Origin of the sequence: Acidovorax sp. JMULE5, from assembly GCF_013376875.1 — a bacterium.
Classification (GTDB): Bacteria; Pseudomonadota; Gammaproteobacteria; order Burkholderiales; family Burkholderiaceae_C; genus Acidovorax; species Acidovorax facilis.
On the sequence record NZ_CP035951.1, the window covers coordinates 4,511,516 to 4,525,912 of the forward strand.

Here is a 14,397-nt window from a genome sequence, read left to right on the forward strand (position 1 = left end):
GAGCGCAGCGATGGCCCGAATGGATGTCCGTTGGGTTCCCTTCTGGATGCGCCTGGGGCGCGCAGGGCGCGGGGTGGCATGTGTGCCGAAGGACACACATGCTTCGTGAACTGACTCACCGCAGTTGTCCGAGCGGAGCGCCGCAGGCGCGCAGCGAGTTCTGCGGTGCACCCCGTGACCGAGCACCCCAGGTTGCCCCGCAGCGCAGCGAAGGGGGCGCAGACAGCAGGGTCGCCCTTTCTTTGGTGACTTTCTTTCGGCGACGCGAAAGAAAGTCACTCGCCTGCCGGGCGACTCCCGGCCTCCGTCCTTCGCATAGGCACGCGATCTGCTTCAAAATGAATAGCAAATCAGGTAGTGAATACTGGCGCTTCACCTCAAAAAGCACCCGCAGCAATCATGATCAGACAAGCTATCTATTTTTACAAAGCACTTGCTTGCTAAAAATAAACAGTTTTGCTATCGTGCCCGCATGGATTCACCCGTGCAGCGCACCAGCGCCATCGCCCCCGCTCCCAAGAAACCCCCGGCCCGCCCTCGCAGCAAGGCCGTAGCCTCCTCCGACGCCAACGCAGCCACTGCAGAGGCAACCCCCACTCGCCGCCCGCGCGGTCGCCCCCGCAAAACCGCCGAAGAACTCGACGACGGCAACCGCCGCCGCAAGCTCATGGACGGCGCGGCCAAGCTCTTCCGCACCCAGGGCTTTGCCGCCACCAGCACGCGCGACATTGCGGCGGCCGCAGGCATGCACAGCGGCTCGCCCTTCTATCATTTCGAAAGCAAAAGCGCGCTGCTCTACGCCGTGATGAGCGAGGGCATGACCATGGCCACACAAAGCCAGCAGCAGGCGCTGGATGCACTGCCAGCCCAGGCCACACCGCGCGAGCAGTTGCGCACGCTCATCCGACATCACTTCGAGATCCTGCTCGGGCCCCGCAGCAGCTTCATCCCGGTGATGCTGTACGAATGGCGCTCGCTCACGCCCGCGCAGCGCAAGGGCATTGCCCGCATCAAGGACAGCTACGAGGCCACCTGGATGCCCGTGCTGGAAGCGCTGGCCCAGCAGGGCGCGCTGCAGGCCGAGCCCGGTGTGGCGCGGTTGTTCATCTTTGGGGCGCTCAACTGGGCGGTGCAGTGGTTCTCGCCCAAGAAGGGCAAGTCGCTTGACGCGCTCACTGACGAGGCACTGGCCTTGTTCATCCGTTCATAACAAACCACCCTATCAAGGCAGAGTCACCATGGCCCCCACAGCGCGCAACGCCTACCAGTCTGTGTTTGCTCCGGGTCTGTTCCAGGGGCGGGTGGTGGTGGTCACCGGCGGCGGCTCCGGCATTGGCCGGTGCACGGCGCACGAACTGGCGCACCTGGGCGCGCATGTGGTGCTGGTGGGGCGCAAGCCAGAAAAGCTGCTGGCCGTGGCCGAAGAAATCACCGCCGACGGTGGCCGCGTGTCTTGCCAGGTGTGCGACATCCGCTCTGAAGAAGGCGTGGTGGCGCTGGTGCAGCAGATCCTTGCTGCGCAGGGCCGCATCGATGCGCTGGTCAACAACGCAGGCGGGCAGTTCATGGCACCGCTTGAATCCATCAGTGCCAAGGGCTGGGAGGCCGTGCTGCACACCAACCTCACCGGCGGATTTTTGATGGCGCGAGAGTGCTACCGGCAGTGGATGGCGCAACACGGTGGCTCCATCGTCAACATCGTGGCCGACATGTGGGGCTCCATGCCGGGCATGGGGCACAGTGGCGCTGCCCGTGCGGGCATGGTCAGCTTCACCGAGACTGCCGCGCTCGAATGGGCACACAGCGGTGTGCGCGTGAACGCCGTGGCGCCGGGCTACATCGCCTCCAGCGGCATGGACAACTACCCGCCCGAGGCGGCAGACATGCTGCGCGCTATGCCGCGCACGGTGCCACTCGGCCGCTTTGGCAACGAGGCCGAGGTGTCGGCGGCCATCACCTTTTTGCTCAGCCCGGCAGCCAGCTTCACCAGCGGCACCACGCTGCGTGTGGACGGCGCCCGGCCCCAGGTGCGCATGGGCTGGCCGCAGCGCCCGCCCGGTGCCGCCGCCGCAGCACACCCGGCCGTGCGGCCGTTTGACGGCTTTCACCGCGCGCAGGTGCCGCAGGTGTTTGCACATTCCCACACCCCCAAGACCGAGGTCGCATGACTGCTGTCTTCACCTCCCGATTCAACCCAGGCAGCGCCGAGGCCACCCATCGCCGCGCAGCGCTGCAGGCCCGCCTCCATGCCCTGCGTGCGCTGGAAGAGCGTGCCGCCGCTGCCTCGGCCCGGTCGCTGCCCCAGTTTGAAAAACGCGGCCAGCTGCTGCCGCGCCAGCGCGTGGCACTGCTGCTGGATGCGGGAGCGCCCTGGCTGCCGCTGTGCACCCTGGCGGGCTACCTGCAGGACGTGAAAGACCCCGAGAAGTCCGTGCCTGGTGGCGGCATGGTCGCGGGCATCGGCTTTGTCAGCGGCGTGCGCTGCATGGTGGTGGCCAGCGATTCGGGCATCGAGGCAGGGGCCATCCAGCCCATGGGCCTGGAAAAAATCTTGCGCGTGCAGGAGATCGCACTGCAAAACCGCTTGCCGTTCATCCACCTGGTGGAGAGCGCGGGCGCCAACCTCATGCGCTACCGTGTAGAAGGTTTTGTCCACGGCGGCACGCTGTTCCGCAACCTCGCGCGGCTGTCGGCGGCGGGCATACCGGTGATCACCGTGCAGCACGGTTCGGGCACCGCAGGCGGTGCCTACATGCCCGGCTTGTCGGATGTGGTCATCATGGTGCAGGGCCGCTCGCGCGCCTTTCTGGCTGGGCCCCCGCTGCTCATGGCCGCGACGGGTGAGATTGCGACCGAAGAAGAACTGGGCGGTGCCGAGATGCACACCGCCGTCTCGGGCCTGGGCGAGTACCTGGCCCAGGACGACCGCGAAGCGATTGGTCTGGCGCGTGATGTGGTGGCGCAGCTGGGGTGGAACATGCCCCGGCGACCCAGCGCACCTGGGCCCACCTTGCCCGCAGAGGATCTCCTGTCCCTGATGTCTGCCGACTTGCGCCAGCCCGTGGACATGCGCGAGGTGATGGCGCGGCTGGTCGATGGCTCGGAGCTGCTCGAATTCAAGTCCCGCTACGGCATGGCAACCCTGTGCGCGCAGGGCCACATCCAGGGCCATGCGGTGGGCTTCATCAGCAACCACGGCCCCATCGACGTGGCGGGCGCCAACAAGGCCACGCAATTCATCCAGTGGATGTGCCAGCTAGGCCACCCCATCATCTACCTGCAGAACACCACAGGCTACATGGTGGGCAAGGACAGCGAGCAGGGCGGCATGATCAAGCACGGCAGCAAGATGATCCAGGCGGTGACCAACGCCACCGTGCCCCAGATCACCATCCAGTGCGGCGCCAGCTTTGGTGCGGGCAACTACGGCATGTGCGGGCGGGGCTATGCGCCGCGCTTCCTGTTCAGCTGGCCCGGTGCCAAGACGGCAGTGATGGGCGGCGAGCAGGCCGCACGCACCATGCAGATCGTGACCGAGGCGGCGCTCGCGCGCAAAGGCATCACGCCCGACCCGGTCGAATCGCAGGCCCAGTTCGACAAGATCGTCGCCATGTTCGAGGCCCAGGCCGATGCGTTCTACACCAGCGGTCTGCTGCTGGACGACGGCGTGATCGACCCGCGCGACACGCGCGCCGTGCTGGCGTTTTGCCTGGACACCTGCGCCGAGGCCCAGGCTCGCACGCTGCGGCCCCTGAGCTTTGGCGTGGCGCGGATGTAAGCGCTTCGCACGCAATCTCCCCGATGGCCGAGCCTCTCAAACACCTGCTGAACGACACCGTGCCGCCGCGCATCGCGGCCATGGTGCGTCGTGCGTGGCGCAAGTTCGATACCACTGCATTTCTGCAGCAGGTAGAGCCCGGCTACGAATCGCTGGCGCTGATGGCGCGCGGCCAGCGCATTGCGCAGGCCCTGCAGGCCCACCTGCCGCAAGACGTGCCGCGCGCGCTGGGTGTGCTGGTCGATTCGATGGACCCACCCATGAGCCTCGATGCAGTGGGTGAGCCCGATGCGGGTGACCGCCCCTACAGCGCATTTCTGTACCTGCCGCACAGCATCTACATCGGCACACACGGCCTGCCGCATTTCGAGGCGGCCATGGCCGCGCAGCATGCGCTGACCCAGCGGTTTACCGCCGAGTTCTGCATACGCCCCTACCTGCTGCACCACCAACAGACCACGCTCGCGCGGCTACGTGACTGGGCGCAGGACGACAACGCCCATGTGCGCCGTCTGGTGAGCGAGGGCACGCGGCCCCGCCTGCCCTGGGCGCCGCGTTTGCCTGCATTCCAGAACAACCCGCAGCTGGTCCTGCCGTTGCTCGATGCGCTCAAGGACGACCCATCGTCTTACGTGCGTCGCTCCGTGGCCAACCACCTGGGCGACATCGCCAAGGACCACCCCGATCTCGCCGTGGGCACCGCGCGCACCTGGCTGCAGGGCGCGCCCGCCCCGCGCGAAGCCCTGGTGCGCCACGGCCTGCGTTTTCTCATCAAACGCGGCGACGCCGCTGCGCTCGATGCCCTGGGCGTGGGCCATGCCGTGGCGCTGGATGTGCGGGCCGCGCGCGTGCTGCCCGCCCGCGCACGCATCGGCGACAAGGTGCGCATCGAGGTCGAACTGCACAACCCCACGCCGCAGCCCCAGCGTGTGTTGGCGGACCTGAAGGTGCACTACGTCAAGGCCCACGGCGGCGCGGCGCCCAAGGTGTTCAAGCTGCAGACGCTGAACATTCCGCCAGGCGCAACCGTAGCGGTGGGCAAGACGCTGTCGCTGCAGCAGATGACCACACGCACCCACTACCCCGGCGCGCACCAGGTGGAGTTGGTGCTCAACGGGCGGCCACAGCCGCTGGGGCAGTTTCAGCTTTCGTGATCGAGGTTTGCAGGCACACAAACGTACAAACGCAACAGCAGGAGACAAGCACCATGCAGTTCACACACGAGCACCGCGAGATCCAGAAGACCCTCAAACGCTTCATCGACGAAGAGATCAACCCCCATGTGGACGAATGGGAAGCGGCCGAGATCTTCCCCGCGCACGAGGTCTTCAAGAAGATGGGCAACCTGGGCTTGCTGGGCCTGTGCAAGCCCGAGGAATATGGCGGCGCGGGCCTGGATTACTCCTACAGCCTTGCCATGGCCGAGGCGCTGGGCCACATCCACTGCGGCGGCGTTCCCATGGCCATTGGCGTGCAGACCGACATGTGCACCCCGGCGCTCGCGCGCTACGGCAGCGAAGAACTCAAGCGCCAGTTTCTGGCCCCTGCGATTGCGGGCGACATGGTGGGCTGCATCGGCGTGAGCGAGCCTGCGGCGGGCAGCGATGTGTCCGGCATCAAGAGTGTGGCGCGCAAGGATGGTGATGACTACGTGATCACCGGCCAGAAGATGTGGATCACCAACAGCCTGCAGGCCGACTGGATGTGCATGCTGGTCAACACGGGCGAGGGCCCCGTGCACAAGAACAAGAGCCTGGTGATGGTGCCCATGCGCGATGGCCCGGGCGGCAAGCTCACCAAGGGCATCGAGGTGGCGCAAAAGATCCGCAAGATCGGCATGCACAGCAGCGACACGGGCCTGATCTATTTTGACGAGGTGCGCGTGCCGCAGCGTTACCGCATCGGTGCCGAAGGCCAGGGCTTCATCTACCAGATGCAGCAGTTCCAGGAGGAGCGCCTGTGGTGCGCCGCCAGCACGCTCGAATCGCTGAACCACTGCATCCAGTGGACCATCGACTACGCGCAGGAGCGCAAGTTGTTTGGCAGCACACTGGCCGACCAGCAGTGGGTGCAGTTCAAGCTGGCCGAGCTGAAGACCGAGGTGGAGGCCCTGCGCGCACTTACCTACCGAGCCTGCGACCTGTATGTGAACGGGCAGGACGTGCTGGAGTTGGCCAGCATGGCCAAGCTCAAGGCCGGCCGCCTCAACCGCGAGGTGCCCGACACCTGCCTGCAGTTCTGGGGCGGCATGGGCTTCACGCTGGAGAACAAGGTCTCACGCATGTACCGCGACGGGCGGCTGGCGTCGATTGGTGGCGGTGCGGACGAGGTGATGCTGGGCATCCTCGCCAAGCTCATGGGCATCGCCAAGCGGCCCGTGCACTGACATGGCTGATTCGCTGTTGATCGACCGCGCGCCGCTGGCCAGCGGCTGTGTGGAAACCTGGACGCTCAACGACCCGGCCAGCCGCAATGCGCTGTCCGAGGCGATGGTTGACGGTTTGATAGCCGCGTGTGAGCGGGCTGCGACCGATGCCGACCTGCGCGGCGTGGTGCTGCGCGGCGCGGGTGGTCACTTTTGCGCGGGTGGCAGCCTGGGCGGCTTTGCCAAGACCATCGGCCAGCCCCTGGCTGCAGGTGATGCAGACCCGCTGGTACCGCTGAACCGCCGCTTTGGCGCGCTGCTGCAGGCCCTGTGTGCGCAGCCGCAGTGGCTCATCGTGGCGGTAGAAGGCGCGGCCATGGGCGGCGGTTTTGGTCTGGTGTGCTGCGGTGACCATGTGCTGGCCCATACCAGCGCGCAGTTCGCCACGCCCGAGGTCACGCTGGGCATCGTGCCCGCGCAGATCGCGCCGTTTGTGGTGCAGCGCTTGGGCACCGCAGCGGCGCGGCGTTGTTTGCTGACGGGCGAGCGCTGGGATGCCGCGGCCGCCCAGCACTTCGGCCTGGTCGATGACGTGGTGGACGGCGACATGGATGCCGCTGTGCAGGCCGCCATTGCGCGCCACGCCGCCGCAGCGCCCCAGGCCGTGGCCGCCACCAAACGGTTGTTGCTGGCCCAAACAGATAGGCCGTTGCCCGCGCTGCTCGATGACGCAGCCATCGCCTTTGCGCAGGCGCTGCGCGGGCCCGAGGCGCCGCTGGGGCTGGCTGCGTTTGCAGCACGCAAGGCCCCGCCATGGAATGCGATATGAAAAAGATACTCATCGCAAACCGATCAGAGATCGCCCGCCGCATCATCCACACAGCCCACCGCATGGGTATCGAAACGGTGGGCGTCTACTCCGACCCCGACGCCAACGCCCTGCATGTGCGCGAAGCCACGCAGGCCGTGGCGCTGGGCGGCGCATCCAGTGCCGACACCTACCTGCGCATCGACAAGCTGCTGGCCGCTGCCCGCGCCACGGGCGCCGATGCGGTGCACCCCGGCTACGGCTTCCTCAGCGAGAACGCCGACTTCGCCCAGGCCGTGGTCGACGCCGGACTGACCTGGATCGGCCCGCCGCCCGCCGCCATCCGTGCGCTGGGCAGCAAGGCGGGCGCCAAGGCGCTGGCGGCGGCGCACGGTGTGCCTTGCCTGCCGGGCTATGCGGGTGATGATCAGAGTGATGAGCGCTTTGCGCAGGAGGCGGCGCGCATCGGCTACCCCGCCATGGTCAAGGCCGTGGCGGGTGGGGGAGGGCGCGGCATGCGGCTGGTCACCGATGCGGCGCAACTGCCAGCGGCGCTTGCCAGTGCGCGGTCCGAAGCGCTGGCAGGCTTTGGCTGTGGCGACCTGCTCATCGAGCGCGCGCTGCTGCGGCCGCGCCATGTGGAGGTGCAAATCTTTGCCGACGCCCACGGCGCGTGCATCCACCTGGGCGAGCGTGATTGCTCGGTGCAGCGCCGCCACCAGAAGCTCATCGAAGAATCCCCCAGCCCGGCCGTAGACGCCGCGCTGCGCGAACGCATGGGTGCCTGTGCCGTGGCGCTGGCGCAAGCCGCAGGCTATGTGGGAGCGGGCACGGTGGAGTTTTTGCTGGAGGGTAAAGACTTGAGCGACGCCGGGCCGCCCCAACTCGCGAAGGCCCCCTCGGGGGGCAGCGAACCGCGCGAAGCGGGGAGTGTGGGGGCGCAATTCTTCTTGATGGAGATGAACACCCGCCTGCAGGTGGAGCACCCGGTGACCGAAGCCCTTACAGGCCTGGACCTGGTGGAATGGCAAATCCGCGTGGCGCGGGGCGAGCCGCTGCCCATCACGCAATCGCAGGTCGCCTTGCAAGGCCACGCCATCGAAGTACGCCTGTGCGCTGAAGACGCGCACTTTCGCCCGCACACCGGCCGCGTGCAGCACTTCAGCGCGCCCACGGCCACGGCCTTTGAACGTGCCGCGCCGGGTGCGCTGCGTTTTGACCACGCACTGGAGGAGGGCAGCGAGGTATCGCCCCACTACGACGCCATGCTGGGCAAGCTCATCGTGCATGCGCCCACGCGGGCCGAAGCCATCGCCGCGCTGGTCCGCGCGCTCAACGGCACCCGCGTGCTGGGCCTGCCCACCAACCGTGCGTTTCTGGCGGCGTGCCTGGGCCACCCGGTGTTCCAGGGCGGACAAGCGCTGGTGCCGTTTCTCGCGGAGCATGCAACGGACGTGCAGGAATTGCTATTAAAAGATGAGCTATCAGCGCTTATCCCTTTAGCGCTGGCGGCCATTTTTGCTTCTACTTCGACGGCGCCAGCCTCCGCCAGCCTGCCGTGCGCCCTGGCGCGCCCGCTGCGCTTGCGCCACCAGGGCACGGTGTTGCCGCTGGCTGTGCGCGAGCTGGGGGCCGGGCGGCTGCAGGTGGAGGGCGCCAGCGCCCACACTGCCAGCACATTGCCAGAGTCGATGGGAACAGCCACGACCTCCACCACGGTGCAGCTGACCCCGCAGCCCGGCGGTGCCGTGCGTGCCACCACCCACGGCGCCGACGCGCCGTTCACCGACCACACCATGCACGCCGTGCCCGTGGGCCGACTGCGCTGGCACTGGCAGACCGGTGGTGTAGATGGCTGGGTGGAAGACGCATCGTGGGAGCCCGCTGCGCGCGCAGGCGCCGCTGGGGGCGCCGCCGAGCTGCGCGCGCCCTTCAATGGCAAGGTGGTCTCGCTACCCGTGGCCGCAGGCCAGGTGCTGGCAGCGGGCGACACGGTGGTAGTCATCGAATCCATGAAGCTCGAACACAGCCTGTCCAGCCCCGCAGCCGCCACCGTGGCCGAACTGCTGGTGGCCCCGGGCCAGCAGGTGTCGCCCGGGCAGGTGCTGGCCCGTTTTGCACCCGCCACGCAAGGAGCGCCCGCATGACCGCCACAACCGATGCAAGTGCTGTGAGCGACGAAGACCGCACTGCCCTCGCCGACACCGTCACCCGCTTTGCCCGCACCGAGATCGCGCCGCATGTGGACGCGTGGGATGCCGCCGGTGAATTCCCGCGCAGCCTGTACCGCCGCGCGGCCGACCTGGGCCTGCTGGGGCTGGGCTACCCCGAGCAGTACGGCGGCACGCCCGCCAGCTACCTGCTTCGCCTGCCACTGTGGCGCGCGCTCAGCCGCCATGGTGCCAGCGGCGGTGTGCTGGCCAGCCTGCTGTCGCACAACATCGGCCTGCCACCCGTGCTGGCCCATGGCAGCGACACCGTGCGCGCCGAGGTCATCCCGCCCGTGCTGGCAGGCGAGCAGATTGCCGCATTGGCGATCACCGAACCCGGTGGCGGGTCCGACGTGGCCCAACTCAAGACCACCGCGCGGCGCGAGGGTGACGAGTACATCGTCAACGGCGAAAAGGTGTTCATCACCTCCGGCATGCGCGCGGACTGGATCACGGTCGCTGTGCGCACTGGCGACGCTGGCAGCAAGGGCAGTGGCGGCATCTCCATGCTGCTTATCCCCGGCCACAGCGCAGGCCTGTCGCGCAGCAAGCTCGACAAGATGGGCTGGCTCTGCTCCGACACCGCCCACCTGCGCTTCGACAATGTGCGCGTGCCCGCCCGCTACCTGCTGGGTGACGAGGGCACGGGCTTTCGGATCATCATGGCCAACTTCAACGGCGAGCGCTTTGGCCTCGCTGCGTCGGCCCTGGGCTTTGCCGAGGCCTGCTACGACGAAGCCCTGGCCTGGGCGCGCCAGCGCAAGACCTTTGGCGCCGCGCTGGTAGAGCACCAGGTCATCCGCCACAAGCTGGTGGACATGCAGATGCGCATCCAGTCCACCGCCGCGTGGTGCGAGTCCGTGGCCGCGCAGGCCGACGCGGGCTGCACCGGACCGGAATGGGTAGCGAGTGTGTGTCTGCTCAAGAACCACGCCACCCAAACCATGCAGTTCTGTGCCGACCAGGCCGTGCAGATCCTGGGCGGCATGGGCTTCATGCGCGGCACCGTCAGCGAGCGCATCTACCGCGAGGTCAAGGTCATGATGATCGGCGGCGGTGCGGAAGAAATCATGAAAGACCTGGCTGCCAAGCAGCTCGGTATTTGAAGGAGACAGGCACCATGCACAGCACCGACCACGGCAACAAAGCCATCATCACCTGCGCCATCACCGGCGTGCTGACGGACCCCGGCCAGCATCACGTGCCCGTCACGCCCGAGCAGCTGGCCCAAGAGGCCCGCCGCGCCTGCGACGCAGGCGCCGCCGTGGTCCACGTGCACTTTCGCAACCAGGAGCCCGGCAAGGGCCACCTGCCCAGCTGGGACCCGCAGGTGGCGCGCGACTGCGTGCAAGCCATGCGCGAGGCCTGCCCGGGCTTGATCATCAACCAGACCACCGGCGTGGTCGGCCCCCACTACCAAGGCCCCCTAGACTGCCTGCGCGCCACCCGCCCCGAGATGGCCGCGTGCAACGCCGGCTCGCTCAACTACCTGAAGGTCCGCAGCAACGGCACCTGGGCCTGGCCGCCCATGCTGTTCGACAACCAGCCCGCCAAGGTCAAGGACTTCATCGACGTGATGCTGGAGACCGGCACCCTGCCCGAGTTTGAATGCTTCGACGTGGGCATCGTGCGCTGCGTGGAGATGTATGTGCAGACCGGCATGTACACGCAGGGCCTGCCCGAATACAACTTCGTGATGGGCGTCGAATCCGGCATGCCTGCGGACCCCGACCTGCTGCCCATTTTGCTCAAGCTCAAGATCAAGGACGCCCCCTGGCAAGCCACCGTCATCGGCCGTGCAGAGATCTGGCCAGTGCACCAGCGTGTGGCGGCGCTGGGTGGGCACCTGCGCACGGGGCTGGAGGATACGTTCTATCTGCCGGATGGGACCAAGGCAGATTCAAATGGGCCGTTGATTGAGAAGCTGGCGCAATACGCGCGCAATGCGGGGCGGGAGGTGGCTTCGCCGCAGGAGGCGCGGGGGATTTTGGGGTTGGTTGGCGCATAGCGCAGGCCACGCATTGCCCACCTCTGGAGCGGCTTTGGCAGGCAGGTCGCGTACCTGCACCTCCCCACCGGCGTTCGAGCAAGTCTTTGTGCTCCGTGGGCCTGTTGCAATTTTCTATGATGGCTTACCTGCTTTTACAAGGTAGAGTGCCGACGCCAGCCACCTAGGCGGCCTGCCGCAGGTCTTGCGCAGGCATGCCCACTAGGCAACCCCTCTTGCTTTCATTCTTCCAACAACGAAGGACTATCGATGTTGCGCCCTTGGTATTGCGCCCAATTTTTCGCTGACCCTCTCGGTGCACGCAGTGCACTGCGGCGCCTGGCGGCTGCAATGCTGATGGTGACCGCATTACCGGCGGCGCAGGCGCAGACGATTACGGCAGGCGCGCTCGCGGCCGCAGCGATACCCGTCGACCACCCTGGCGCCTTGCTGCTCCTGGCTGTGGCCATGGTGGCCTGCATGGGTTGGATGGTGCGCAAGAAAGGCCTCGTGTCCTCCACCACCTTGCGCAGCGTGGCGCTGGGTGCCATGGCCATGGTGCTGGGCGCCTTGGTGGTGTGGGGTGATGCTGTGCAGGCCCAGTTGCAGGAGCTGCAGGCTGTCTTCAACCAGGCGGGTGGAGAAACGCTCACGATTCCCGTGCAGTCCACGGGCACAACACCCGGTGGCGATCCTTCGGGATTCCTGCCAGTGGGCTACACCAACCGGACAGCGTCCGGCTTGCGCATCACCAGCATCACGCAGCCGACCTGGAGCACCTGCTTTCCGCTGGGCATTCCGTCGCCCCTGCCGGTGACCCCGGCCCGCCCGGGCACCGTATGTTCCGTTGGCACTGCACTGCTTGCAGGCGGCGCGTGCTGGGCCGATGTGGCGGCACTGTGCGCTGCTGCGGCCACCGCGGCGCAGGGCAATCAGTCCAGCACCTTGCTGGCCGATACCGTGTCGGCGGTGGCGGCAGCGCAGGCTACGGGCAATGTGCTGCTCAATGACCTGGACCCCGATGGCCCGCTGGTGCTGGCCAGCTTCACTTACCAGGGCACGCGGTACGCGGTCGGCACGCCGGCCACGGCGGCAGGGCTGGGCACGTTGACCATGCAGAGCAACGGTGACTACACCTTTGTGGCGGCCTCGCCTTTCACTGGCGCCAGCCCGCTGGTAGTGACCTACACCGTGCACACAGGTGCATCCAGCACTCTCAGCATCACCGTAAACCGTGCGCCCGTGGCGGTGAACGACGCGGTCTCCACCAGTGCCAACACCCCCGTGACGGTCGCTGTGCGCGGCAACGACACCGATGCCGACGGTGACCCCCTCACCGTTGCCAGTGTGACGCCGGGCGCTCACGGCTCGGTGGTGATCGATGCCGTCACGAACAACCCCATTTACACACCCAACGCAGGGTTTGCCGGCAGTGACAGCTTCACTTACACCATCAGCGACGGCAAAGGCGCAACATCCACCGCTACCGTCACGGTCACGGTCAATGCACTGTCCAATGGCGCGCCCGTGGCCAACAACGATGTGGCGACAGTGGATGAAGGCAGCTCTGTAGTCATTTCCGTGCGTGGCAACGACACGGACCCCGATGGCGATTCGCTCACGGTTGTTGGAGTGACTCAGGGCGCCAATGGCTCGGTGGTGATCGATGCCGTTACAAGCAACCCCATCTACACCCCCAACGCCGGGTTCACCGGTACGGACACCTTCACCTACACCGTCGACGATGGACATGGCAATGCAGCTACCGGCACCGTCACAGTGACCGTGAATCCCATCGTTAATCAGGCGCCGGTCGCTGCCAACGACACGGCCGTCACGCGCATGGATACGGCCATTTTCATTCCCGTGTCCACGTTGCTGGCCAACGACACCGATGCGAATGGAGACGTGCTGACCCTGGTGTCGGTACAGGCGGCAGTGAACGGCACGGTCAGCCGCATCGGCAACAACGTCATCTTTACGCCAGTCAGCGGCTTCGAAGGCGCCGCCAGCTTCACCTACACCATAGAGGATCCCTCCGGTGCCAGCAGCACGGCCATGGTCAATATGACGGTGGGCTCGGCCACAACGCCTTCGTTGGTGATTTTGAGGTCCCTGGTGGTCAATGCGCACGGCACTGGTGGAACCAGCGCCAGGTTTCCTATCACTACGACCCTGGTGCACACGGATGGCTCCGAGAGCCTGTCGATCAGGGTGAGCGGCGTGCCCACGGGCGTCTCATTCAACGCAGGGGTCAACCTGGGTGGCGGCGTGTGGCAGCTTGTCGGGGCGGACCTGCCCAACCTGATGCTGAATCTTCCAGGCAGCTACACGACCATCGCAACCCACCTGACCGTACAGGTCACATCCACGGAAACAAACGGTGGCGTCACTGCCAGCGTGAGCAGTGTGGTGACGCTCAAGGCGGCCTACACAACGGTTGACATCACCACGACAGAGAGTGGCAGCTACACCGGCGGCTCTGCCAACGAATTCATCCAAGGTGGAAATGGCAACAACACCATCAATGCCTCCAATGGCAACAACATCGGCTACGGTGGTGACGGTGATGACAACCTCTCTTCCGGGGCCGGGTCCGACATGCTCTACGGTGGCAGCGGCAACGACACCATCAATGCCGGCAGCGGTGCCGACGTGATCTCGGGCGGCCCCGGCAATGACACCTTGATCGGCGGCGATGCCGGTGAAAACTTCGTGGACGTGTTTGTCTGGAGCCTGGGCGACCAGGGCGCTGCCGGGACTCCTGCGGTGGATACCATCCAGAACTTCGCAACGGCGGCAGCGGGCAGCAATACCGCGGGGGGCGACGTGCTTGACCTGCGCGACCTGCTGCAAGGGGAGCACGTGGGTCCATCCAACGGCGCGGGCAACCTGGCGGACTATGTGCACTTTGAGATATCGGGGGGCAACACCATCATCCACATCAGCCACACGGGTGGGTTTGCTGCGGATTCCCACTTCGTAGGAGCGGCCTATACCAGCGCCACCGAAACCCAGCAGATCGTTCTTTCGGGGGTCGACCTGCATTCTCTCTACTCGGGCGCCACCACCGACCAGCAGATCATTACCCAGCTGCTGAACAACAACAAACTCATCGTGGATTGATGGCGGCGAGCTGGCCGGGCCCGGCCAGTGCCTGCCGTTGCGGGCGGAGGCGTATCTGCCAGGCAGGGCATCCGTCCGGCTCCGATACAGCCACGGGTGGTTGTCGGCTGGGCTGCTGGTCCT

At 66.5% G+C, this 14,397-nt stretch carries 10 protein-coding genes; all 10 read left to right on the forward strand.

The window, feature by feature from the left end:
• The first annotated feature begins 472 nt into the window (after nt 1-472).
• On the forward strand, nt 473-1,210 hold the full coding sequence (locus EXV95_RS20575) for a TetR/AcrR family transcriptional regulator (protein ID WP_176888265.1): 738 nt from the start codon (nt 473-475) through the stop codon (nt 1,208-1,210).
• Nucleotides 1,211-1,238: 28 nt separating this feature from the next.
• A complete protein-coding gene (locus EXV95_RS20580) occupies nt 1,239-2,168 on the forward strand; it encodes an SDR family oxidoreductase (protein ID WP_176888266.1) in 930 nt (309 codons plus the stop codon).
• Nucleotides 2,165-3,778, forward strand: a complete 1,614-nt coding sequence (locus EXV95_RS20585) for an acyl-CoA carboxylase subunit beta (RefSeq protein WP_176888267.1) — start codon at nt 2,165-2,167, stop codon at nt 3,776-3,778. The genes EXV95_RS20580 and EXV95_RS20585 overlap by 4 nt, the downstream gene beginning before the upstream one ends.
• 23 nt (nt 3,779-3,801) lie before the next feature.
• The gene (locus EXV95_RS20590; RefSeq protein WP_176888268.1) at nt 3,802-4,932 is read left to right on the forward strand and encodes a DNA alkylation repair protein; all 1,131 of its coding nucleotides are present in this window, start codon (nt 3,802-3,804) and stop codon (nt 4,930-4,932) included.
• A 53-nt stretch (nt 4,933-4,985) separates the two neighbouring features.
• Complete coding sequence (locus tag EXV95_RS20595; protein WP_176888269.1) at nt 4,986-6,164, forward strand: acyl-CoA dehydrogenase family protein; 1,179 nt, start codon at nt 4,986-4,988, stop codon at nt 6,162-6,164.
• 1 nt (nt 6,165) lies between these two features.
• On the forward strand, nt 6,166-6,972 hold the full coding sequence (locus tag EXV95_RS20600) for an enoyl-CoA hydratase/isomerase family protein (RefSeq protein WP_176888270.1): 807 nt from the start codon (nt 6,166-6,168) through the stop codon (nt 6,970-6,972).
• A complete protein-coding gene (locus EXV95_RS20605) occupies nt 6,969-9,098 on the forward strand; it encodes a biotin carboxylase N-terminal domain-containing protein (RefSeq protein WP_176888271.1) in 2,130 nt (709 codons plus the stop codon). Before EXV95_RS20600 ends, EXV95_RS20605 begins: the two co-directional genes overlap by 4 nt.
• Nucleotides 9,095-10,267, forward strand: a complete 1,173-nt coding sequence (locus tag EXV95_RS20610; RefSeq protein WP_176888272.1) for an acyl-CoA dehydrogenase family protein — start codon at nt 9,095-9,097, stop codon at nt 10,265-10,267. The genes EXV95_RS20605 and EXV95_RS20610 overlap by 4 nt, the downstream gene beginning before the upstream one ends.
• 14 nt (nt 10,268-10,281) lie before the next feature.
• Nucleotides 10,282-11,169 (forward strand): 3-keto-5-aminohexanoate cleavage protein, encoded by an 888-nt coding sequence (locus EXV95_RS20615; RefSeq protein WP_176888273.1) that lies wholly within the window; start codon nt 10,282-10,284, stop codon nt 11,167-11,169.
• Between the two features lie 330 nt (nt 11,170-11,499).
• Nucleotides 11,500-14,274, forward strand: a complete 2,775-nt coding sequence (locus EXV95_RS20620) for a midcut-by-XrtH protein (protein WP_370460116.1) — start codon at nt 11,500-11,502, stop codon at nt 14,272-14,274.
• Nucleotides 14,275-14,397: the final 123 nt, after the last annotated feature.

What these genes read in the sequence shown, in the direction of transcription:
- EXV95_RS20610 (WP_176888272.1), top strand. Translation starts at nt 9,095, where the DNA reads ATGACCGCCACAACCGATGCAAGTGCTGTGAGCGACGAAGACCGCACT.
- EXV95_RS20595 (WP_176888269.1), top strand. Translation starts at nt 4,986, where the DNA reads ATGCAGTTCACACACGAGCACCGCGAGATCCAGAAGACCCTCAAACGC.
- EXV95_RS20615 (WP_176888273.1), top strand. Translation starts at nt 10,282, where the DNA reads ATGCACAGCACCGACCACGGCAACAAAGCCATCATCACCTGCGCCATC.
- EXV95_RS20620 (WP_370460116.1), top strand. Translation starts at nt 11,500, where the DNA reads ATGCTGATGGTGACCGCATTACCGGCGGCGCAGGCGCAGACGATTACG.
- EXV95_RS20590 (WP_176888268.1), top strand. Translation starts at nt 3,802, where the DNA reads ATGGCCGAGCCTCTCAAACACCTGCTGAACGACACCGTGCCGCCGCGC.
- EXV95_RS20605 (WP_176888271.1), top strand. Translation starts at nt 6,969, where the DNA reads ATGAAAAAGATACTCATCGCAAACCGATCAGAGATCGCCCGCCGCATC.
- EXV95_RS20585 (WP_176888267.1), top strand. Translation starts at nt 2,165, where the DNA reads ATGACTGCTGTCTTCACCTCCCGATTCAACCCAGGCAGCGCCGAGGCC.
- EXV95_RS20580 (WP_176888266.1), top strand. Translation starts at nt 1,239, where the DNA reads ATGGCCCCCACAGCGCGCAACGCCTACCAGTCTGTGTTTGCTCCGGGT.
- EXV95_RS20575 (WP_176888265.1), top strand. Translation starts at nt 473, where the DNA reads ATGGATTCACCCGTGCAGCGCACCAGCGCCATCGCCCCCGCTCCCAAG.
- EXV95_RS20600 (WP_176888270.1), top strand. Translation starts at nt 6,166, where the DNA reads ATGGCTGATTCGCTGTTGATCGACCGCGCGCCGCTGGCCAGCGGCTGT.